Raw genomic sequence first — 20,453 nt, forward strand, 5'->3', positions numbered from 1 at the left:
ACTAAGTGATATCCCTAGATTATCCGCCGCTTGTTGATGGGTATAGCCTTTTTCTAAAACTAATCTGGCAGCATCCTGCTTAAATTCTAATGTGTATTTCGGTTTACATCGTTTTATTTTATTTGTATTCATCGTCACCTCGTTAAGACATTATAAATCTGCCTTTTAAAGTGTCCGGTTTAATTGAATCATTACACTATGCCATGAATGAGAGAATGACCAGGAGCCTGGTTATACAGGCATTATTTCGTGCAACAGCGAAAAAACATCCGGACAAAGGACTCATTGCTCACTCAGATCGCGGCAGCCAATACTGTGCACATGATTACCAGAATGTATTGCAACAATTTGGCATGATTGCTTCCATGAGTCGTAAGGGTGATTGCTATGATAATGCACCGATGGAAAGCTTCTGGGGGATACTTAAAACCGAGCTGGTGCATCATAGAAGATTCAAAACACGACAACAAGCCATTCAGGAGATTACCGAATATATAGAAATCTTCTATAACCGGCAGAGAAAACAGAAAAGGCTGGGCTATTTGTCACCAGCACAATTTACGCAGCAATACTATGCAAATCTGCTTGTTGCTTAAACCGATGGACTCCATTTTTGACAGCACATATCAGACGGTTGGTATTGACCATGTTGAATCGGGCGACTTGCGCCGTTTCGAGCAGATTGGTCGTAAAATGCTGGCACGCTTGGGAGTGCCGGTGGGACGCATCAAGGTTGCGCTTGAAGAGATAGATGCGGCTCTGCAGGCTGCATTAGAAGACGAGCGAGGTCGATGGATTTTGAGTGGCCTGCACGAAAAGGCAGACTGTGAGCTGGCTTTGAGTGGCAAACGAGACGGCGGTATAGACCACATGGTTATCGATCGGACATTCGTGGATGAGCATGGCACACGCTGGATCATCGATTTCAAGACAGGCGCCCATACCGGTGGCGGTGTCGATGAGTTTCTCGATCGTGAGCAGGAGCGCTATCGTCAACAGTTGGAACGTTACGCAGTTATCATGAGCAAAATGGAAGAAAGACCCATTCGTTTGGGCTTGTATTTCCCGCTGCTAGGAGGATGGCGAGAGTGGTCATTTTAGAGTGCTGTGCATTATTGTCCGTAAATATACGCTTAGAATATAAAATATTGGATTTAGAGTAACTAATATGATTTATTATCATATAGGTCATTTTTCTTAAACAGATAGGGAAATAAGCTATTTTGATCAGAATATAGGTTTATTCACTCGTTTTATTGAGCTAAATTGCTCAAAAATAGGTTAAAAACAAGATACTGTATATTTACGGACAAAAATGCACAGGATTCTGATTTCCTGGGTAATATTTAGCACTTTCCAAACTTTTTACCCTATAATTTCGAGCCTGCTGTGACAACAATTTGAAGCAGTAACTTATTGGAGATATACGTTAATGAAAAGCAAAGCAATTTTCTACCATGCAGGATGTCCTGTTTGCGTTCAGGCAGAACAAAATGTTGCCAACGCGCTTGATCCAGAAAAATATGAAGTTGAATCCGTTCATCTTGGTACTGATAAATCACGTTTGACTGAAGCTGAATCCGCTGGGGTTAAATCTGTTCCTGCTTTGGTTTTGGATGGCACACCATTTCACATCAACTTTGGTGCAGGCATCGAAGCTTTGAAATAAGCTTTTTGTTACAGGTAGTGTGTCAAATATCGTTTGTGCACACTACAAACCAAACGGCCGAATATTCGGATATCATTAATAATCAATAGATTGAAATAAATTTAACTATTGCCGATAATCTTTATTATGTTAAATGATAAATATAATGGCACTTATAATCAATTCTTTACAAAGAAGCATTTTTGGTATGTTCGAGTCTTCTGTCAGTGCGTGATCTGAAGTTGACGATCAAGAAAAGCGCGGAAAGGCGTATGACAATGTCGAAAATGGCAGCCTGATTTGAAAAAAATACACCCCACTTCTTTATGTTCTCTCAGGATTCTGTTTGAGCAGTTGTATGTATTGTGTGAGCGGTTCGGATCGCGCCAAGTGTTCGAATAGTATACTCACGCACGCAGTGATGTCACGAGTACCAAAGAGCTCTACACTTTCCTCATGAGGCAGAAAGTTATTGAGAGAGGATGGCGTTAAGTCCTTTACAAGTTCTTGGGCAAATCCGCCCAGTCCTCCAACCAAGAATCGTGGGATCCCTTTTTCCTCGGCAAGTGCCATCTCTTCGCCTACCCCAGGTATCTTGCCATCAGCACTATGCAACTTGCCACCAACTGCAACCATTACATTTTGAGCATCAATTAGAACTCGCCGCATTGCTGTTAGGCTTTTATTTCGTGTATATACATCTTCCACTCCCCCATTTCCAATCTTCTCAGTGGTCACAAACTCGGCAACGTCAGTCATAGATTCAATGTCAGCAAGGTCCATATCCCGCGCCCACAAGTCAGACATTATTAATGTTACTGGCTTTCTTGTACGATCACCGGCCTGCAGACGTGCCTGCCTAAGAATTATAGGAGTGAATGTAGGGTGGCAGCCATGTATGATCCGCCCTCCATATTTGAAGACAATTCCGCTGAACAGCGCAACGAACTCCAGTATCCCACGATCCATTGCCATTTCTGACCAGTCATTACGATCAGGGATTGCACCTGAGAGGCCAATTTCATATTGCCTCAACGAAATGTCCAATCGCGTCACATTCATGTCGTTCCTAAGACGGTAAAATTCGAACCCATAAGTGCCTTAAGCTCCTGATGATGCAGAATGATTACTGAGTCGTCTTGGGTTACAAGCTCATTAAGTTGTACATTTGATAGCAGGTCACCGTCATAGATAAATAACGAATAGTTTGAATGCCCAGCCTGATTGAGAAATTTGCGGAATAGCGTTATTGAAGGAGCATAAACCTGATCAAAAATTGAGCAATGACTAAGTACTTTGGTTAGCAGGCGTTTGCCGGTTTTGGTTGACTTGAACATCAGTCGACGCTTGTCGAGCTCTTCCCAACCAAAACCATTGGAGACAAACTGATCTCTGACGATAAACGGGACGCGACATTTACGCCTAAAAATCTCACAAAGGTACGTTTCAACCTCATGCACAATATTGTCGAGTTGGCTATCTTCAAGAGGCGGGCTTGCAACCGCTGTAGGCATTTGAATCGAAACCCAACGTTGCAGGGCAAGAAGCGACTGAAATCGAGGGCCGATTTTAGAATCTCCAGCTTCGCGAAAGCAAATAGGCAGAATAGGAAGCAGCATAGCATCTGCGGTATCCACTTCATGCTTAATCCAGGTTGAAGAGTTTGCAGATGGTGTATCCAACAGCAAGACTAAATTAGCATGGCTTAACGCCTTGTCAATTTCATCCTGAACAGGAGTGCCAGGAAGAATTTTAGTTTCGGCGTCCAGTTCCTTAGCCTCATCAAGCCAAGGCTGATGTCCTAACTCTTTCAAGTGGTTGTAGAGTTGTTTTGCGATTGCCAATCCATCAGTCGCACGATAGGAAATGAATATTTTGCTATCGCGGCCTTGCAAACGAAGACCCAGCATCCCTCCAACGCGATTTACTAGTTTATCGTTTGTACCACGCGCATCAAGGCCATATGGCAGAGACTTGATCGCGGCGGCGCCTTCAGGGGGCTTGGAAAAGCTCGGATCAACCGCGACTGGAAGGAGCATCGCCGCGCCCTGTCTTTGATGTATATATTCCCCGATAAACAAATTGCCGGCCGCAGGAAAATCATTGCCTTCATATAGCACAACCAATAGATCGTCCCACGAAACTTCCACGGGCCAAGAAGTCGCTAAAATGGCGGGGATCAGTACAATTTTTACATGGTCAACGAAGGCTGTGCGCAGTTTAGATTCAGATTCCTTCGCTATTTGCTCGCAATTGTTTTGATAAAGGATAACTATCATTTTTAATGATCAATTTACCAAATGAATTATTGTGATGGCGGTGCTCTCTTTGTTGACATTTCGCGCGCTCTCAGCAGAAAAGTGTGCGCGTAACAATTTGTTATTTGCCAGCTGCCTTTGCTGCAGTTTCAATCCACTCGGCCAATTTTTCATGGTTGACATATTTGTAGATCTTGACTCCGTGCGCTGCAAGTTTTGCGGGTACGGCTCCCTCAGAATCAACATTCCCATTTTTATCTTTAAGGTGGTGAATCCGGACACCAATAATTCCATTACCACGCTGGATTGATTGCTCAATCTCGTAATTTATGTACTTACGCCCCGCAGATTTCTCACCAATAAATACTACGGATACGCCGGTATTATTGAGGCCATCATCAATGAGTTTCTTTATTGCTGCATCCCCCATTTTTTTTACCTCTTCCCACAATGAGGCATCTTGGAATCCTGCTGCAGCACATCCAATTACATTTGGAATATTGCGTATTTGGTTAATTCTCCAAATATCTCGTTGGTAGTGAAAACTAAAAAAAACACGTCGTGCCACAGCCCCCCCATAATGAACAATGCTTCGGTTGAAAGATATTTATGTCGATCATATACCACTTTGTAAAGTGTATGCTTAATCTTTCTCGAAAGCAACGATGCTACAGCAACTTAGCAAGCACAATATCACAGATACTGGGTATCTTTGATCTATCTACCACCACTTTGTCACCCGGGAACAAACCTACATCAATCAGCGAATCTCTCTTGATCGTAACGAAGAAGGTCGATGCAGCATGATCAATTAAGAATTCACTGACATCGAGGCGTTTCTCGATATAATCATCCGCCGGACTTGGAAAACCTGCAGCGACTTTGGTAGAAAAAAGCGGCAGCCGGGTTGGCTGATCGCTGATGGCAGGAATTAAAAACTCATCCACATTCGGCGCTTCATGATCCGCTCCTGCTCTTTTTTGCTGATACGCACCCAGAAATTCTTTAATGATAGCCCTCTGACTTTCCGGCACGCGCAGGGCAACCGTTGGTTCACCATATTTACCTTGGTCGCGCGGCCTACCTGCGTTTTCTCTTTTCCCACCACGATTTGACATAGCTTGAATAATTCCACAATAGATAAATGTACGATATTCAAGAACGCCTTATATGTCACTGTCAAATATACTCACAAAATCCCTCAAACCCAGGTGGATAGTAGTAAGAATGTACGGCGTGGCATGCGCCACTCTGTTAATGAGTAAATTCCCTTTCAAACAAATCTGACCTCAACCATTTCATTGAGCCGTTTCCGTCTCAACTCCCAATCCTTCATCACAGTGGTTAGCAGTTTATAAAATGCCTGGCTGTGATTAGATTCTTTCAAATGGCAAAGCTCATGTGTGATCACATAATCAATACAATCTTTCGGAGCCGCTATCAGTTCGGGGTTCAGAATAATATTGCCTTTACCTGTACAGCTTCCCCACCGTTTAGGCATAAAACGAAGCTGGATGCTTTGACCATGCTCAATACCAACTTTAGCGACTTCCTGAGTGCAGAAATCATAACGTTCTGAAAATACCACTCTGGCTCTCAAGCGATACCATTGCTGCAAAAGCGCTTTTACACGCGATCGGTTTTCTGGATTGTTTGATTCTATGAATAAATGGCCATGCAAAAGTTTGACGCTCTCATTCTTTCCTTCAACCACCTTCAGCCGGTATTGTCGCCCTAAATAACGGTGTGTTTCTCCAGAAACGTATTGCCGTTGAGAAAGAGCTGGAGGATATGATTCAAACTTCAATTTTTGCTTAAATATCCAGGGCGCTCTTTTCTTTACTTTGCCCGCAATAGCTTGCTCATTGGCTGAGATGGGTGCATCGACCATCACTTTACCATCCGGATAAACATGAATGGCTAATGTCGTTCGTTCACAGAAATTAACGACATAGATAATTTCTGTTTGACCAAAGAAAACAGAACGTTGCTTGTCTTGGTTTTCTTTTTCATTATTCTCTTTCATCATCAAATAACTGTTCATCATGCCAATCACCCACGACGCTCAGCGATTGCCATCACTTGACAGGTAATTTGCTCAATCATGTCCATACCCATTGCCAATTCATAACGGCCTTTAAGACTGTAGAGATAATCTTCAATCTCGTTCATCATCAGATTTTTGACGTCTTGGTTCTTAGTCCAGTCACGGATTTTATGGTCGCGGATAATGTCTTCTAACCGCACGGCGGTTTCTGCTGCAAGATTATCAGGCGAATAACCTGGCACACTAAAACCAGACATCGGCGCTTGAATAACACCATAGTAGGCCTTGGCCTCATCACGATGATTTAAAATATCTGGAAGATCAGAACTTTCATTTCCACGTAACTCATTCAAAGTCCTGCGAACTCTCTCCAGATATTCCATATCAGAAAGCCGTTTTGCCCGATGTTCGGCTATGGCTTCATCAATTAGCTCAGACAAGCGTTTATACAAGGCAGGATCTTCTTCCATCTTTTCAGTGATGGTTTTCTTAACCCGTGAGGCAATGGCATCAGCCTTAGCAGCATCACCGTCAATGGATTCAATTTCTTTTTCAAATTCGTCGATGGCAAATACATTGACAGGCTCGATCAGTTGTTTGACTGCATCAGCCCCAATATATTTATTCACCATATTGCGAATTTGTTTTTCATAGGATGAATAATCAACCGCTTCGCCATAGCGTTGTTTTACGGCCTGGCGGAGATTTAAGAAATGTTTCAGATCATCCTTATAATGGGCAATTTTGTTTTCCGGTGTTTCATCCTGAAACCTGGCATTGGCCAGCGCCAATTGTAGGGTTTTAGCAAACAAAGCTAATGCTTCATAAAAACGCTGGCGCCGATCTTCCGGTTCCAAATGGCGTTGCATGGCTTCCAAATCTTTCTGATTTTCAACCTCTTTGAATACTTCCCAAACATTGGTGTGACGTTGCGGCAACAACTTAATTTCTTCGGAAATATCGGTCAGCGTGCCTTCGATATCTTCTGGATCAAATCCTTCGTTTTCAAGTGCCGCATAAGTATCAATGGCGTCATTCAGTTCGCCAAAAATTCCCCGGTAATCAATAATCAGGCCATAATCCTTGCCTTCAAACAAGCGGTTTACACGGGCAATGGCTTGTAGGATGCTATGCTCCTTCAAGCGCTTATCCAGATAAAGCACGCTGTTTCTGGGGGCATCAAATCCAGTGAGCAGCTTATCCACCACAATGAGTATTTCTGGATCATCAGGGGAGTATTTAAAGGCATTGATGATGCTTTGCTGGTATTTTTCATCACTGCCATATCTGGCCATCATCGATTTCCAAAAGACTTGCACTTCTTCCAGGGTATCTTCATCGACCGTTTTATTACCTTCCCGTGTATCTGGTGGCGAAATCACCACTTCCGCCGTTACATCGCCAAACTCATCAAAATATTTTTTATAGCGCAAAGCCATTGCTTTGCTGGAAACAGCAAACTGGCCTTTCTTTCCAGTGTTTCTGAAATTATTCTTGAAATGCTGACCAATATCATAGGCAATCTCACCTAAACGCTGTTCGGCTTTACTTAGTTCTTCTTCACGGCGAAATTTATTCTTCAAATCCGCTTTCTGTTCATTGGTCAGGTCTTTGGTAATACGCTCAAACCATTTATCAATTTGGGCTTGATCGCCATGCAGCTCGCTCATCCGGCCTTCATAAAGTAAAGGCGTGACAGCGCCATCGGCTACTGCCTGATTCATGGTGTATTTATGAATAAAGCCGCCGAATTTCGTAGCAGTGGCTTTTTCCTTCTTGAGTAAGGGCGTGCCGGTAAAACCGATATAGCAGGCATTCGGAAAGACATTTTGCATTTTGGCATGTGATACGCCATATTGAGAGCGATGGGATTCATCGACCAAGACAAAGATATTGCTGCTTTCATCGCTGATTTTGCGTTTACGGCTGGCCGATTCAAACTTATCAATAATCGTGGTGATGATGTTGGCTTTGTTATGGGCGATCAGGTCAATTAAATGTTCGCCACTTTTGGCCTGTACTACATCTTTGCCACAGGCATGGAAGGTTTTATAAATCTGATCATCCAGATCAACCCGGTCTGTAACCAGAACAATCTTGGGATTGAGAATCTCAGGAGCTAATGCAAGTGCTTTGGCTAACATAACCATGGTTAAAGACTTGCCAGAACCAGTTGTATGCCAGATAACTCCGCCTGGTCTTTGGCTATCGCCTTTTCTGTGTGCGATCCGCTCAATCGTTGCTGCAACAGCAAAATATTGTTGGTATCGACAGATCTTCTTTTCTTTATTATCAAAGACAATGTATTGATAGATCAGCTCTAACAATCGCTCGGGCTTAAGTAGGCTATGAAGTGCTTTGTCCTGCGGAGAGGGATGGCGCTCACCAGATTGCCAGACTGTTTCCATATACCGGCGCTGCCGTTCATCGCGCTCAGTAAAGAGGCGGGCTTTGAATTCAGTACTGGCGGGCATATTAACCAATTCATGTAACTGCTTTTCATGTTCATCCTTGTTTTCTTCCTTCCAGATTGCCCAAAACTTGGAGGGTGTGCCGGTTGTGCCATACTGGGCTTTATTCTGGCTGACTGATAACAGGATTTGTGAATAGGTGAACAATTCCGGAATTTCATCGCTGCGCTGATTGCGCAAATGCTGGCTGATGCCTTCTTCAACCGCATTTTTAAGATCTGGCCGTTTACATTCAATTACCGCCAGGGGAATGCCGTTCACAAACAGGACAATATCCGGTCTTCGGGTCAGCTTGCTGTTGCGGCGCTCCAGCACAAATTCGTCACATACGTGATAGATATTATTTTCTGGGTGCTTCCAGTCGATGTAATGCAGGGAAAAACTTTTGGTATAGCCGTCAATGGTCTGTTCCAGGCTTTTACCCAAGGTGAGCAGATCATAAACCTGCTCACTGGTATTCATCAGACTATCAAAAGGAGTACCTGCCAAGGCCTGCACGGCTTTCTGGATATTGCCGTCATTGAAAGGGTATTGTTTGCCTTTGAAGGTGATGGTGTTGAACTTCTGAAGCTGTTCCTTCAAAACGCTTTCAAAGATCAATTTGGAGGTTCTGCCACCTCGTAAGGCTAGATTTTCTGAAGGTGTGAGATAGCGGTAACCCAGTTTATCCAGCAAAGTGAGGGCAGGCAGTAAAGAGGATAAATCTTCCAGGTAATCATACGCTGCCATGATTAACGTTTCTCAAAGAATTTATGCGTAAACTCAGCAATCTCTCCGTTAAAACAGCTTCCAACAAATATTGTGATCATAATAAAAACACTAAATGAAAGCGATAACGGTATTTTGTCTCGGAGAAGACTAAAGTTTAGCTGTTCATTAATCCAGTCTATTTGATGTTGCCAGAAAAATTTATAGTGAGCGTACCAATCACTGAACATAATTTGTTTAGTAATAGATAGCTCAAAGTATCTTTCCTCCAGCTTAATTAACTTGTTTTCAAAGTTTTCTAGCTCTCCGGGTTGAGCTGATTTTGCGCAAAAATAAAGATGTTTGAGTTCGTTAAAAATTTGAATAAGTTGAGTACCTGCAGCTGCATATTCTGATTTCTTTGAGTCGTAGAAAGTTATATAAAGACCTAAAATACCAAGAACAATAAAAGTTGCCGAGAGAGATTTGCTGGATAAATCATCGATAATTAAGCCAAATACCCCAACCGCCATTGAAAAGAATCCGATAAAACCAGGAAATTTATCAACGATGTCATAGGTGGCAAAGTTTTTTTTCGCTCCAAAACCAACGTTATATGCCGTCTCAGCAATATTTTTTAGAAGATCATTTCTTTCCATTGTTTAATCCTATCTGATTGGCACATCAATCCTATCTTTGGCGACGACCACACCATCTTTGATTGCATAACACTCGACAATATGATTTCCTACGAAATTCGTCGACTCCCTTCTGCTGTGGCGACCGCCATCACTGAAAATTTGCCCGCGAACACAATTCCGTTTCTTTGCCTCTTCACCTCTATTGAGAACTTTCCACTCAATTGAATAAGGTTCAGGAACGCTTACTTTATTTATAGTGAATAACAGCTCTCTCTTTGCAAGTAGCGGTATCCTTTTAGCTAGCATCTCTGTCAGAAAGTGTTGACGAAAACCATTCCGAGAAACCTCACAGCCTATTTTTAGGTCATATTTAATATCTACTGGATATTTGTCTTCGATGAATTGTTCAGTATTTTTCCAATTTTGAGTTGCTTTGATGGAGTAATCTCTTGCTTCTGTTAGTTTGGCCGGAAATGGCCGTCCGTAGACCTTTTTCCATCTATCATTAACATTGTCGAAAGTTTTTGCTTCAATGGCTTTTAAACATAAGTCATGCGCCTTTTGGGCTTTTCGCTGGAACTTTTGTTCAACTTTAACTCTCTGACCACTTCCTAACGCAGCGTAATAATCTTGGTTCTCTTGGTTAGCTAGGTATTTAAAAAAATCAAGACTCAGATGGTTGTAATAAAGGTAGCTTTTGTTGTCGTAATTATTTGTCGATTTTAAAAAATTGTACGCCAATGTATCAATCAATAGGCCGCTCATTCCAATGCCATGCTTGTTTTTCCAAGCTCTGGCCATTTTGCAAAGTCGTCGAAGATTTTTGTTTTTTTGTGTAACAAACTCTGACATTGCATTTATTTCTTCACGGGGTTTGGTTATTTTCCAGCTTCCACCGCAATAGGTATCAGGGTATTTGAAACTTTCATCATCCTGTTCGAAAACTGGCTGAACTTCCACATGGAAGTTTGTATAGAGCACCCTAACAACAAGACGATCGATATAGACAGTCGTATTAGGGTATCTGGCCTTAATGGCATCTTTTGTATCAGTTAACAGTTGTGATTGTTTGCCATCCTTATAATCATCCCATTTTCCTTTGGGCATGATATAAAGCATATCTAAATCAGAAATGCCCTTAATCGCAGTCCAACGACCATACGAGCCAACTTGCAAGTTATTTGCTGCTTTCGATTCTGTATCTCTAAATTTTTTATTCAAACATGCAGTGATTTCCTCATAGCGCAAACTAATTTGCGCAGAGTTATCGATCTTGAGATTGTCCAAAAATTGTTGAAACATCTCAGACACTGACATTTTCAGCCTCCTTTTCTAATTGAACTCTCCGCTTGCCAGTTAAGAGTTGCTGCATCAAGCCTTTTTTTTGCTGTTTTAAAGCAGAAAATTGGGTTTGGTGGCTTTCGATTTCTTTGTCGGCGACAAAGAGGATGGCGGCGATTTTTTGTTGCTCTTTAATGTCAGGAAGTTTCACCAGGAGTGGTTTCAAATCGGAGCCATAGAGATGAATAATCGTAATTCCTTGAGCCCTAGAAGCTAATTGATGTTTTTTAATGTGTGTAAGCAAGTAAGAAAGAAATTCAGAACAAACTTTACTAATGTCTGGCCGAAGGATGTTTATGTCTCCACCTAGCAAGACATCATCTTCTAGTAATGCAGTCGCATTCGCCAGATCAATTCCAGATGTTGTTGTTGAAGAAGGAATAAGAATATCTCCGGACACAGATTTTATTGAATCGGTATCGTTTGTTCTGCTCAGTACATTAGTAATAACCTCACCATATTTAGTATAAAGCTCGCCATAAAGAATGCATTTATATTGTCCCTCAGAGCTTAGCTTCTCTTTTGATAGGCCTTTTCCTCTTTTAAAAAGGCAAAGCTGTTCTAATCTGTATTCCATAAATTCTCCATCAAACCCAGCAAACCGCTTCTTTCCAGTCAGAAGCTGCTGCATCAAAGCTTTTTTGCGCTTTTGTTTGGCGGTTATTAGGCATTTCAGTTTTTCAATGGCTTTGTCCCAGGTGGTGAGTATCTGGGCGATTCTATGTTGTTCAGGGGGTGGTGGAACAGGCATTTTAATGGCATGCAAATCATTTCGATTAATCCCGGGCACGCCCGTTTTATCACTGAACTTCTTATAATCAATTTTGTTTAGGAGGTAATATAGATATTTCGGATCGTTACCATGAAAATCTTTCACCCACAGCGCAGTATTCAAAGGCCAGAAATCCACTTCAATAAAAAATACATCGCCAATGGATCCATATCGACCAGTCACTATCCCCGGAGCTTTAACTTTTGCTTCGTCATGAAAGCCAGACACACCACCCGAAGATATTACTGGCACACAGCCTTTAATTCTTTTTGATGAAGGCAAATCAAAGCCACGCTGCAGCTCCGCCACACTTCCGAGTTTTTTTTGCTCCCATCCATCAGGCACGTGCATAGCCAAGCTCCTTCAGATACCCAGCCATTTCCTGCTTCACTTCTACCAACTCAGTTTCAAGTTGGAGTATTTCCGCCTGAACACCGTCAATATCAATCTCTTCCTCTTCCTCGAAGGTATCGACATAACGCGGAATATTGAGGTTAAAATCGTTCTCCTTGATTTCGTCGAAACTTGCCAGATAAGCATATTTATCAACGCCTTCTCGTGCCTGATAGGTCGCCACGATCTTATCAATGTCCGATTGCCGTAGCTTGTTCTGGTTTTTGCCATCTCCATATTCCCGGCTGGCATCAATGAACATCACATTGTTATCCGATTTATTACGTTTGAATACCAGTACCGCCGCCGGAATGCCGGTGCCATAAAACAGATTGGAAGGCAGACCTATTACCGCATCGAGCAAGTTTTCCTCAATAAGTTGCTGGCGAATTTTGCCTTCACTGGAGCCACGGAATAGCACGCCATGCGGCACCACTACACCAACTCGCCCAGAGTCTTTAGTAGTGGTTTCGATCATATGCGAAATAAACGCATAATCACCTTTGGTTCTAGGCGGTAGGCCACGATGGAAGCGTTTATAGGGGTCATTCCCTGCTGTGCCATATCCCCATTTGTCAAGAGAAAACGGAGGATTGGCAACCACTACTTCAAATTTCATGGTGCTGTCGTCTTCAATGAGTTTGGGACTGCGGATGGTATCGCCCCATTCAATCCTGGCATTGTCCATGCCATGCAAAAACATATTCATTTTTGCCAATGCCCAAGTGGAACCAGTAATTTCCTGACCGTACAAGGCAAAGTCTTTTGTTCCTTTTTTTAAAAGCTGATTGCCGCATTTAATCAGCAAAGATCCAGAACCACAGGCAGGGTCAGAAATACGCTCACCCGCTTGGGGATTGACCAATTCGGCAATGAGTTCTGAAACCTCGGCAGGCGTGTAGAATTCCCCAGCTTTTTTACCCGCACCAGCAGCAAATTTTGCAATCAGATATTCATAAGCATTCCCAATCACATCTAAATTACCAACGCGGGAAGGGCTTAAATCAAGACGAGTATCATTAAAATCTTCTAATAAATGCTTTAAGCGGCCATTACGATCTTTGGTCTGACCTAGATTAGCCTCAGAGTTAAAATCAATATTTCTGAATACACCGGAAAGCTTTTGTTTATTGGTTTCTTCAATATGTTCCAAAGCAATATTGATGATTTCGCCAATATTGGACTCGTTACGCTGGTTATAAAGATCTAAAAAACTGCATCCTTCCGGTAAAACAAATCGCTCACGTTGCATACGACGCAAGATCATCTCTTCATCATTACCGTGCTTTTCTTTTAAGGACTGGTAGTGTTCCTGCCAGACATCAGAGATATATTTCACGAACAGCATGACCAGAATATAGTTTTTATATTCTGATGCATCGACCGCGCCCCGGAAGGTATCGCAAGCCTTCCAAAGTACGCTGTTGATTTCGTCCTGATTGATTTTCGTGCTCATGCGTCTTCCTTTTCAGTGTAATGCTCTAAAATCTGGTCTAATGATTCGTTTAGGAACCTAAAGGATTGTCATTTTAGTACGTTTAATAACTAGTTAGCGGTCATATTATTTATCAAAAAATAAAGGATTAGTTAGAATGGGAGATTGGTCTGATTATTTCGAGGATTTTCCAGAAGAAAACCCTGCTAATTGGGTTAATGGGCGCTTTGATCCCGCATTAAGAGCAAAGCTTAATTCGGAGGAAAGACTACAAGCAGCAGCAAATTCAGAGCTTCTCGAAATGATCAGAAAAGCGAAAAAAGAGACAAAAGCCAAATCTTAGCTTATTACTGAAAATTGCCCGCAATATGGTTTAGAAAAGTTAAGACTCACTTGTTACTTGACCGCACGTACCGACCCAGATGGTAGGCGCAGAGTTGAACTTCTTCGGCTTTAAGCGTGACCTTGCTATTCAAGATGAAAGATGGCAATGCTTTTGGGTTTAGGGCCCAGACATCACTGAGCTTTGCTTTTGCTGTAGATTCTATAAACCAACCGGGATAGACGACTGCTGCACGGACGGGAAACTTCATTCCGGTGGATTCCTGCACAAGATCCACTAACCACTGACTCGCAGCACGAACCTGGATAATCGCATTGCGCTCCGGCTTAAAACCATTTGCAGTTACAGTTTCACCGTCATAAATCAGTCTGGCGTCGCCTCGCACTGGCTTAGAGTAAGTCTTGGTTTCAATGACATAAATACCGGTTGAATGAATTACAACATGATCAATATTAAAGCCCACGCCCGGTATGTCGTGAAATACTTTCGCGCCAGATTCTCTTAATCCTTCAAGAAACTGCCCTACTGCCTTCTCGCCATCCCTGCCCAAGGCCAAGCATTTTGATTTCTTGATTTCATCTCGAATCTTCCAGACTGCAACGGTTACAGCAATCGCGGCACATATAATAAAGAGCACAGGGTTTATAGGAGCTTCGATATACCAGCGCAACGATTCAAGCGCAGCAAGTGCCACAAAAAGCCCCGCCATTAGGAAATATGAAAGAATCTTTCCCATCCATAGATCCTGGAGTGCTTCATTGGCGGACTCACCTGGATTTCTAAGCGGTTTTGATTTGAGAGGTGATTTTGAAGAGGCCACTTAAATCCCCACAAATTAATAAAGTTTCGCGACTTTGGTATCGGCTCAAATCCATAAAACTTTAGTAACTATTGTTCTGTGTCTATATCGGATGTATCGATGATCTCGCTTAATGTGGCAAGGCCAAAAATATGTAGTAAAATATACTACTAAGTATGATTATTTACATGTTTACTGGAGAGTAAAAATGCCAATGGTTAAAAAAAGCATTTCAGTTACCAACCAGCAAGATAGCTGGATCAAGGCACAGATCAAAACGGGGCATTTCGGCAATGAAAGCGAAGTTATCCGTGAATTGATCCGCGAACGGCAAATCCGCGAACAAGAAACTCCAGAAGAAATTGCAGCTATTCGAGCTGCGCTCATCAAGGGCGAGCAGAGCGGGTTTTCTAACCGCAGCGTCGAAGAAATCTGGGAAGAGGCAAGAGCCCGGCACAAGAATACACATGCCTGAGTATCGCCTTACAGGAGCCGCTGAGGAAGATTTGATAGAAATTGCCCAATATGGTGATGAACATTTCGGAATTGCACAGTCCGATAGATACCGCGAACAACTCAAAAAGAGATTTTCGCAATTAGCGGCGCACCCTTTACGATATGCCGCCGTTGACCACATCTATAGCGGATATAGACGTAGCGTGTGCGGTGCTCATTCAATTTATACCGTATTGATCAGACCGAGATTATCATTGTGCGAATATTAGGCCGACAAGACCCATCAAAAGCGTTCGAAGAAGAAGCCGTATGAATGAACGAACAGCCGGTATTTTTTACGCCAAAAATATTTATTTACACCTCATTGTTTCCTCAACAAGTTAATCACCCCAAGTAAAAACCGGCTCAACCACATGCCGAATCTGCGCATGCGCAATCAACCCAAAATACCGCGCATCAAATGAATTCGGATTGACATCGGACATCAGTAGATATTCAAAATCATTCAACACCTTCTCTTTTAAACGATATTGCGGCATTTCATGACCATCACCATCCGCGCTGATCTGCGCACTGTTGGGCATTAATTTACCATTAACAACAATCCCTGCCCTATCAATAGAAACCCTGTCCCCCGCTTGCGCAAAAACACGCTTCAATAACATCCCATACCCACCCGGACAGTTTCCTGCGCTGATGGTGTTTCGCATCATAGCCACATCAAAAACCTCATTCTGCGGCGGACAAAAGGAAACATACGCGCCGCGCCCTACCGGTTCATCGATGATCTTGTAAAATCCCACTGGAAAGCTCGGCGTATTATTGTAATAAATACCACTGAACCGCAAAACGGCAGCCGATAGAAATATAACCGCACTAACAAACAAAACAATGCCCGCCAGGATATGGAGTCCTTTTTTCATGAGGATTTGACGATTTTGTCACTATAAAGAGGCGCAGCAATCGCCGCCCGTGCCGCAAACACAGGGTCATGGAAATACAACGGCTGCTTGCCGTATATGGCCGGATAACCGGCCACATAAATGATCATGTCACCTGGCTTGGTAATCTTGCCGTTTTCATCCTTTTCCGGACCCAGCATGCGTAAACATTCATCCGGTGTGAGTAATGGACGCTGAATTTCCTGCATGGTTCGAGTTACATTGCCATGCATCATCCCTACCCGTCTCCCGCTGGTCGTGATCTGCTCTTTGATGACGGTGGTTTGCCCGGCCAGTTTGGATAAATGCTCCGCTGTCTCAATCCGATTGGGCGGAAAAGCATTTTGAATATGGCAATTGGAACTGATCGCTTCATCGTGGCCGTATCCGGTTTCACGACTTTTAAGCTGATTGATGTCCTGACAGACTAGATAAGCTTTAATACCGTAACCAGCAATATACGCCAGGGATTCCTGGAATATTTCCAACTTTCCAAGACTAGGAAACTCATCCAGCATCAACAACAGCCGGTGCTTATAATGCGCAACCGGCTGCCCCTTCTCAAATTCCAGCCGATCGGCCAGTTTGCGTACAATCATGTTCGCCATGATCCGCACCAGCGGCCGCAACCGCGTCTTGTCATTGGGCTGCGTCACAATGTATAAACTCACAGGATGCTCATGGTGCATCAAATCACGGATGCTAAAGTCCGAACGGCTGATATTTTTGGCTACCAGCGGATCGCGGTACAGGGTTAAATATGATTTGGCGCTCGATAATACCGACCCTGCTTCTTCACCCGGCCGATCCAGCATATCGCGTGCCGTGGAGCCTACGACCGGATGGTTCTGTCCGTTGACATGGGGATAGGTGGCCATTTCCATCCATAACTCACCGATATCGCGCTCAGGATCGGAAAGTATGGCGTCAACATAAGGTAAGGTAGCGGCAGTACCTTCATTTCTTGATCGATACAAAACATGCAGAATCACACCCACCAGTAACGCCTGACTGGTTTTCTGCCAGTGATCATTTAATCCCCGGCCATCCGGATCAACCATTAAGGTCGCAAGATTCTGTACATCACCCACTTCAAACCCATCCTGCATGCGAATTTCATCCAATGGATTCCAATAGGCGCTCCCTTTGGGCGATGCAGGATCAAAACGAATCACTTTATTTCCCGCATGCTGCATTCTCCAACCCGCTGTAACTGACCAAAGCTCACCCTTCAGATCGGTAATAACGGCACTTTGTCCCCATGAAAGCAGTGTCGGAATCACCAGACCGACACCTTTGCCCGAGCGAGTCGGCGCATAACATAAAACATGTTCCGCCCCATTGTGCTTCAGATAATGCGTAACGCCTCGATCATCCTGCCATGCTCCCACATAGACAAAATCATTCTGCGGGGATTTCTTGGTAAATAGCTTTTTAAAAAACGAGTTCTTCCTGGGCAACAATCGGGCTGCCTGGATATCGGTCAAGCTCGCCCAACGCGCTGAACCATGTAAGCTACTGTTCGGCCGCGCCGAATTATCTATAACCACTCTCACAACCAGTGTCAGAAGCAGCCCGACACCCGAAACCAGCACACCCATACTCATCGACTGATCAAAGATGTCCGGATACTTGAAATACCATTGATCCGCCCATTCAATAATCGACCAGGGCGCATAAATATGATTAAAGTGCGCACCCAGCTGCGGTTGATACTGGAATCGGTAGGCAAAAAATTGCGTTGCAGCCTGCATTCCACCGAGCATGAAGAAAACCGCCATCATCTGAACCAGCCGGTTGTTCCCCTGTGGTGCCCCTTTTTCCATAGGGCCTCCAGAATTATGGTTTGAAATGTTCATCGTGACCGCCCTTTCCCTTTCCCTTGATGCGTTGATCGGATAGTCTTTAAAGGAACATGCGGTTTTACCGAATGATTGCCCGAATGATCCTGTTCATCAAACGTCACATCCAGATTGGCATCCATCGCAACCTGAACCACTTTTTTACGAAAAGATTCCGACCCATTAATAGTCAGCTTGTTACCGTACTGCTTTATGGCCGCTTGTAATACGCCCGCTATTTTGTCTCGGGCCGCACCGGCCATAATCACGAGCCCGTTACCACCATCCCGAATCGCTGTCGATCCGATCGTGCAAATAATCGTGCCCGTTCGGGTAATTGTCTCAATGACATCTGCCTTCGCTGAGTCTGCATGCTTTTGTACCCCAGTCACCTGGTTTTCCGGCACCCTACCCTCTTTTCTGGCGCGTAATATCTCCAATGCCTCCTGATTTCCCAACCGGGATTCCTTCACCAGCCAGCTTAGCCAGTCCATTCTTCTGTTTTTAGCCTTAGAATCTTGATAGGCAGCGGCATAGTCTTTTTTAATCGCTTCAATGCGCAGCTTTAAGTCCTGATTAACCGACGCGTACATAATCTTTTTTGATAATCTGCCGGCCGTAACGTTTTTAATCAGCAGCCGTTTAAGCCTGGATTTGGTTTGCGCGGATTCTATTGCTTCATGCTTTTTATCCCGCAACAGCTTCCATTGCTGCGCACCAGAGATTGCCGCTTCATTTTGTTCTTTTTTGTATTGCGCATAAAGTTGGGCGGTATCATGCTTGTTACGCAGGGGTTTGGGTTCATATTGCTTTGACGAGGATTTGTTTGTTCTATTTATGCTTGGTGTGCCATCAAGTCCGACATAATCCCCGAGCTTCTTAACCAGACTAGCTTTTGATAAGCTTCGGTCAACTGAACTGGCTTTAACCCCAATCCCATTGCCCGAGACAAAGACAAATCCATTGCCCCGCTCACGCAATTCCAGACCATGATCGGTTAACACCTGGTGTAATTCACTCCAATTTGTCGCAGATTGCATCTGTTGCAGGCATTCCTGCTGCATCCAGCCGATCAGACTTTCCACGCCAGCCTTGAATTCAATATTGGATGACCGGCCCTGCGCACCGCGTTTGATGGTTTCGTGATTGTCAGGGGTTAATCCATAATCCTGTTCGAGTTTTTCACACAGTTCCGCAATCATTGAATAGTCATAATGCGGGTTATGGATCGTAAGTCTTTCCGGATGAATTTTATTGATCGCAATATGAATATGCAGATGATCGGTGTCATGATGCACCACACTGAGCCTTTGGTGTTCACCAAACCCAAGACCTTCACAGAGTTGATCCTCTATTTTTTGTAAGATTGCTTCAGATAAGTCATCATCCCGGAAACTCACAACCAGATGATAAGTTTTGTCAGAAGTCGCGCGCATATTCATCTGCTGGGTATTCAATACTTCCGCAATCACGCAGTCCGGACGATCTGAGTAGCAATTAACCGCTCGCACCATACCGATGCGCTCAGTCTTATTTTGTGGATCAACAATGTAATTCACCAGTCCGGCAAAATTGCTTTTGCGCAGGGAATTAATTGGAATGTGTTTTGCGATCATATTATTTTATTTAATCGATATCTCATAAGTGGTAAGTGCTTACTTTTTGGAGTGGATGACTTTCATCATGATTTCCGTCATCTGTGTGCGCGTTTTTTCGATATCTTTTAACAAACCATTGATCGTTTTCTTGTCAAAGTGCGCCGATCGTCGATCATCGCTTAACCACAACTTTAATAACCCCCCTAGCCTACCCAAATCACCGTTGATCTTTGCCAGCTCACTCACTTTTTGGTTATCGACAATGCTGGTGGGCTCATAGCCCAAACCTAACTTTCTTAAATACTCCGCAGCGCTGAGGCCACATTTCTCGGCTTGGTCTTTGATGACTTCACCCTCCTCCACCTCAACCGGCACCCTTAGGTGGAGTTTGTATTTTCTTTTTGTTTTCGGTTTGGTTTTGGTTTCTGTTTCTGCCATTGGTTTTTGTCTCTGCTTTTGCCCTTGCTGCCGCTCTTTTCTGCCCTTGCCTCGCAGAGCAGGATTATCGTTGAGCACATCGTGCGAATAAGATCGTTGTGATGCTGGATGACAGATTTATCTGTTGGCTAACATCATATATCCTGCCCTATGTTATGTCTCTATATACTAGATTATGCATTATTATTTAAGTTTGTAGTTGTATAATTTGAGATGACAGTTCTCGATTTAATATTTGTTTAATTCTTATATACCTGTTATACAGTGGATATCTACTGCATTATTGGCTAATAATTGGATAGATTATTGAATAATTGGTTGTATGATTTGCTCATGAAACAATT

General features: G+C 43.4%; 21 protein-coding genes and 1 pseudogene. 6 read left to right on the plus strand and 16 right to left on the minus strand.

All coding sequences use genetic code 11. The features are described 5' to 3' along the window. A partial coding sequence (locus tag Q0C11_RS14710; RefSeq protein WP_367273752.1) for a transposase occupies positions 1-132 on the minus strand: 132 nt, incomplete at its 3' end. Positions 133-185: 53 nt separating this feature from the next. On the opposite strand from Q0C11_RS14710, the pseudogene Q0C11_RS11060 reads away from it, so the two are divergent. The 3 genes and pseudogenes from Q0C11_RS11060 to Q0C11_RS11070 form a co-directional block, all read left to right on the plus strand. Further along, positions 186-596, plus strand: a pseudogene (locus tag Q0C11_RS11060) (IS3 family transposase); the annotation flags it as partial. Next, positions 574-1,101 carry a hypothetical protein gene (locus Q0C11_RS11065; protein WP_293007942.1) on the plus strand — a complete coding sequence of 176 codons (528 nt, stop codon included), beginning with the start codon at positions 574-576 and terminating at the stop codon, positions 1,099-1,101. The pseudogene Q0C11_RS11060 and the gene Q0C11_RS11065, both read left to right, overlap by 23 nt. A gap of 331 nt (positions 1,102-1,432) precedes the next feature. Then, positions 1,433-1,669: a thioredoxin family protein gene (locus Q0C11_RS11070; RefSeq protein ID WP_292920178.1), complete on the plus strand. Its 237-nt coding sequence runs from the start codon at positions 1,433-1,435 to the stop codon at positions 1,667-1,669. Between the two features lie 303 nt (positions 1,670-1,972). On the opposite strand, the gene Q0C11_RS11075 is transcribed toward Q0C11_RS11070, so the two are convergent. The 10 genes from Q0C11_RS11075 to Q0C11_RS11120 form a co-directional block, all read right to left on the minus strand. After that, positions 1,973-2,710, minus strand: a complete 738-nt coding sequence (locus Q0C11_RS11075; protein WP_293007944.1) for a hypothetical protein — start codon at positions 2,708-2,710, stop codon at positions 1,973-1,975. Next, entirely contained in the window at positions 2,707-3,927 is a 1,221-nt protein-coding gene (locus Q0C11_RS11080; RefSeq protein ID WP_293007946.1) for a toll/interleukin-1 receptor domain-containing protein, read from the minus strand. The genes Q0C11_RS11075 and Q0C11_RS11080 overlap by 4 nt, the downstream gene beginning before the upstream one ends. 100 nt (positions 3,928-4,027) lie before the next feature. Next, positions 4,028-4,474 carry a TIR domain-containing protein gene (locus tag Q0C11_RS11085; protein WP_293007948.1) on the minus strand — a complete coding sequence of 149 codons (447 nt, stop codon included), beginning with the start codon at positions 4,472-4,474 and terminating at the stop codon, positions 4,028-4,030. A gap of 100 nt (positions 4,475-4,574) precedes the next feature. After that, the gene (locus tag Q0C11_RS11090; RefSeq protein WP_293007950.1) at positions 4,575-5,024 is read right to left on the minus strand and encodes a S24 family peptidase; all 450 of its coding nucleotides are present in this window, start codon (positions 5,022-5,024) and stop codon (positions 4,575-4,577) included. Between the two features lie 155 nt (positions 5,025-5,179). Continuing rightward, positions 5,180-5,953: a M48 family metallopeptidase gene (locus Q0C11_RS11095; RefSeq protein WP_293007952.1), complete on the minus strand. Its 774-nt coding sequence runs from the start codon at positions 5,951-5,953 to the stop codon at positions 5,180-5,182. A gap of 5 nt (positions 5,954-5,958) precedes the next feature. Further along, the gene (locus Q0C11_RS11100; RefSeq protein WP_293007954.1) at positions 5,959-9,153 is read right to left on the minus strand and encodes a type I restriction endonuclease subunit R; all 3,195 of its coding nucleotides are present in this window, start codon (positions 9,151-9,153) and stop codon (positions 5,959-5,961) included. 2 nt (positions 9,154-9,155) lie between these two features. Next, the gene (locus Q0C11_RS11105) at positions 9,156-9,770 is read right to left on the minus strand and encodes an SLATT domain-containing protein (RefSeq protein WP_293007956.1); all 615 of its coding nucleotides are present in this window, start codon (positions 9,768-9,770) and stop codon (positions 9,156-9,158) included. Positions 9,771-9,779: 9 nt separating this feature from the next. Then, entirely contained in the window at positions 9,780-11,069 is a 1,290-nt protein-coding gene (locus Q0C11_RS11110; RefSeq protein WP_293007958.1) for a nucleotidyltransferase, read from the minus strand. Continuing rightward, a complete protein-coding gene (locus Q0C11_RS11115) occupies positions 11,056-12,216 on the minus strand; it encodes a restriction endonuclease subunit S (RefSeq protein WP_293007960.1) in 1,161 nt (386 codons plus the stop codon). Before Q0C11_RS11115 ends, Q0C11_RS11110 begins: the two co-directional genes overlap by 14 nt. Further along, positions 12,203-13,714 (minus strand): type I restriction-modification system subunit M, encoded by a 1,512-nt coding sequence (locus Q0C11_RS11120; RefSeq protein ID WP_293007962.1) that lies wholly within the window; start codon positions 13,712-13,714, stop codon positions 12,203-12,205. Before Q0C11_RS11120 ends, Q0C11_RS11115 begins: the two co-directional genes overlap by 14 nt. Before the next feature lie 136 nt (positions 13,715-13,850). Here Q0C11_RS11120 and Q0C11_RS11125 point away from each other — a divergent pair, with 136 nt between their 5' ends. Continuing rightward, positions 13,851-14,036 carry a hypothetical protein gene (locus Q0C11_RS11125; RefSeq protein WP_293007964.1) on the plus strand — a complete coding sequence of 62 codons (186 nt, stop codon included), beginning with the start codon at positions 13,851-13,853 and terminating at the stop codon, positions 14,034-14,036. 46 nt (positions 14,037-14,082) lie between these two features. Here Q0C11_RS11125 and Q0C11_RS11130 read toward each other — a convergent pair whose 3' ends face one another. Beyond that, positions 14,083-14,856 carry a nuclease-related domain-containing protein gene (locus tag Q0C11_RS11130; RefSeq protein WP_293007966.1) on the minus strand — a complete coding sequence of 258 codons (774 nt, stop codon included), beginning with the start codon at positions 14,854-14,856 and terminating at the stop codon, positions 14,083-14,085. A 187-nt stretch (positions 14,857-15,043) separates the two neighbouring features. Between Q0C11_RS11130 and Q0C11_RS11135 the strand changes: the two genes are divergently transcribed. After that, positions 15,044-15,310 carry a type II toxin-antitoxin system ParD family antitoxin gene (locus tag Q0C11_RS11135; protein ID WP_293007968.1) on the plus strand — a complete coding sequence of 89 codons (267 nt, stop codon included), beginning with the start codon at positions 15,044-15,046 and terminating at the stop codon, positions 15,308-15,310. Beyond that, on the plus strand, positions 15,303-15,560 hold the full coding sequence (locus Q0C11_RS11140) for a type II toxin-antitoxin system RelE/ParE family toxin (protein WP_293007970.1): 258 nt from the start codon (positions 15,303-15,305) through the stop codon (positions 15,558-15,560). Before Q0C11_RS11135 ends, Q0C11_RS11140 begins: the two co-directional genes overlap by 8 nt. A gap of 111 nt (positions 15,561-15,671) precedes the next feature. On the opposite strand, the gene traF is transcribed toward Q0C11_RS11140, so the two are convergent. The 4 genes from traF to traJ are packed head-to-tail and all read right to left on the minus strand — an operon-like array spanning position 15,672 to position 20,109. After that, complete coding sequence (gene traF, locus Q0C11_RS11145) at positions 15,672-16,214, minus strand: conjugative transfer signal peptidase TraF (protein ID WP_293007972.1); 543 nt, start codon at positions 16,212-16,214, stop codon at positions 15,672-15,674. Continuing rightward, the gene (locus Q0C11_RS11150; protein WP_293007974.1) at positions 16,211-18,091 is read right to left on the minus strand and encodes a type IV secretory system conjugative DNA transfer family protein; all 1,881 of its coding nucleotides are present in this window, start codon (positions 18,089-18,091) and stop codon (positions 16,211-16,213) included. The genes traF and Q0C11_RS11150 overlap by 4 nt, the downstream gene beginning before the upstream one ends. Beyond that, on the minus strand, positions 18,088-19,689 hold the full coding sequence (gene traI, locus Q0C11_RS11155; RefSeq protein WP_293007976.1) for a TraI/MobA(P) family conjugative relaxase: 1,602 nt from the start codon (positions 19,687-19,689) through the stop codon (positions 18,088-18,090). Before traI ends, Q0C11_RS11150 begins: the two co-directional genes overlap by 4 nt. 39 nt (positions 19,690-19,728) lie before the next feature. Then, entirely contained in the window at positions 19,729-20,109 is a 381-nt protein-coding gene (gene traJ / locus Q0C11_RS11160; protein WP_293007978.1) for a conjugal transfer transcriptional regulator TraJ, read from the minus strand. Positions 20,110-20,453: the final 344 nt, after the last annotated feature.

Origin of the sequence: Nitrosomonas sp., from assembly GCF_022842015.1 — a bacterium.
Lineage (GTDB): Bacteria > Pseudomonadota > Gammaproteobacteria > Burkholderiales > Nitrosomonadaceae > Nitrosomonas.

Bases quoted from the DNA above. Each gene is read 5' to 3' on its own strand.
- Q0C11_RS11115 (WP_293007960.1), bottom strand. From the start codon at position 12,216: ATGCACGTGCCTGATGGATGGGAGCAAAAAAAACTCGGAAGTGTGGCG.
- Q0C11_RS11075 (WP_293007944.1), bottom strand. From the start codon at position 2,710: ATGAATGTGACGCGATTGGACATTTCGTTGAGGCAATATGAAATTGGC.
- traF (WP_293007972.1), bottom strand. From the start codon at position 16,214: ATGAAAAAAGGACTCCATATCCTGGCGGGCATTGTTTTGTTTGTTAGT.
- Q0C11_RS11105 (WP_293007956.1), bottom strand. From the start codon at position 9,770: ATGGAAAGAAATGATCTTCTAAAAAATATTGCTGAGACGGCATATAAC.
- Q0C11_RS11120 (WP_293007962.1), bottom strand. From the start codon at position 13,714: ATGAGCACGAAAATCAATCAGGACGAAATCAACAGCGTACTTTGGAAG.
- Q0C11_RS11150 (WP_293007974.1), bottom strand. From the start codon at position 18,091: ATGAACATTTCAAACCATAATTCTGGAGGCCCTATGGAAAAAGGGGCA.
- traI (WP_293007976.1), bottom strand. From the start codon at position 19,689: ATGATCGCAAAACACATTCCAATTAATTCCCTGCGCAAAAGCAATTTT.
- Q0C11_RS11080 (WP_293007946.1), bottom strand. From the start codon at position 3,927: ATGATAGTTATCCTTTATCAAAACAATTGCGAGCAAATAGCGAAGGAA.
- Q0C11_RS11095 (WP_293007952.1), bottom strand. From the start codon at position 5,953: ATGATGAACAGTTATTTGATGATGAAAGAGAATAATGAAAAAGAAAAC.
- Q0C11_RS11135 (WP_293007968.1), top strand. From the start codon at position 15,044: ATGCCAATGGTTAAAAAAAGCATTTCAGTTACCAACCAGCAAGATAGC.
- Q0C11_RS11140 (WP_293007970.1), top strand. From the start codon at position 15,303: ATGCCTGAGTATCGCCTTACAGGAGCCGCTGAGGAAGATTTGATAGAA.
- Q0C11_RS11100 (WP_293007954.1), bottom strand. From the start codon at position 9,153: ATGGCAGCGTATGATTACCTGGAAGATTTATCCTCTTTACTGCCTGCC.
- Q0C11_RS11065 (WP_293007942.1), top strand. From the start codon at position 574: ATGCAAATCTGCTTGTTGCTTAAACCGATGGACTCCATTTTTGACAGC.
- Q0C11_RS11070 (WP_292920178.1), top strand. From the start codon at position 1,433: ATGAAAAGCAAAGCAATTTTCTACCATGCAGGATGTCCTGTTTGCGTT.
- Q0C11_RS11110 (WP_293007958.1), bottom strand. From the start codon at position 11,069: ATGTCAGTGTCTGAGATGTTTCAACAATTTTTGGACAATCTCAAGATC.
- traJ (WP_293007978.1), bottom strand. From the start codon at position 20,109: ATGGCAGAAACAGAAACCAAAACCAAACCGAAAACAAAAAGAAAATAC.
- Q0C11_RS11125 (WP_293007964.1), top strand. From the start codon at position 13,851: ATGGGAGATTGGTCTGATTATTTCGAGGATTTTCCAGAAGAAAACCCT.
- Q0C11_RS11090 (WP_293007950.1), bottom strand. From the start codon at position 5,024: ATGTCAAATCGTGGTGGGAAAAGAGAAAACGCAGGTAGGCCGCGCGAC.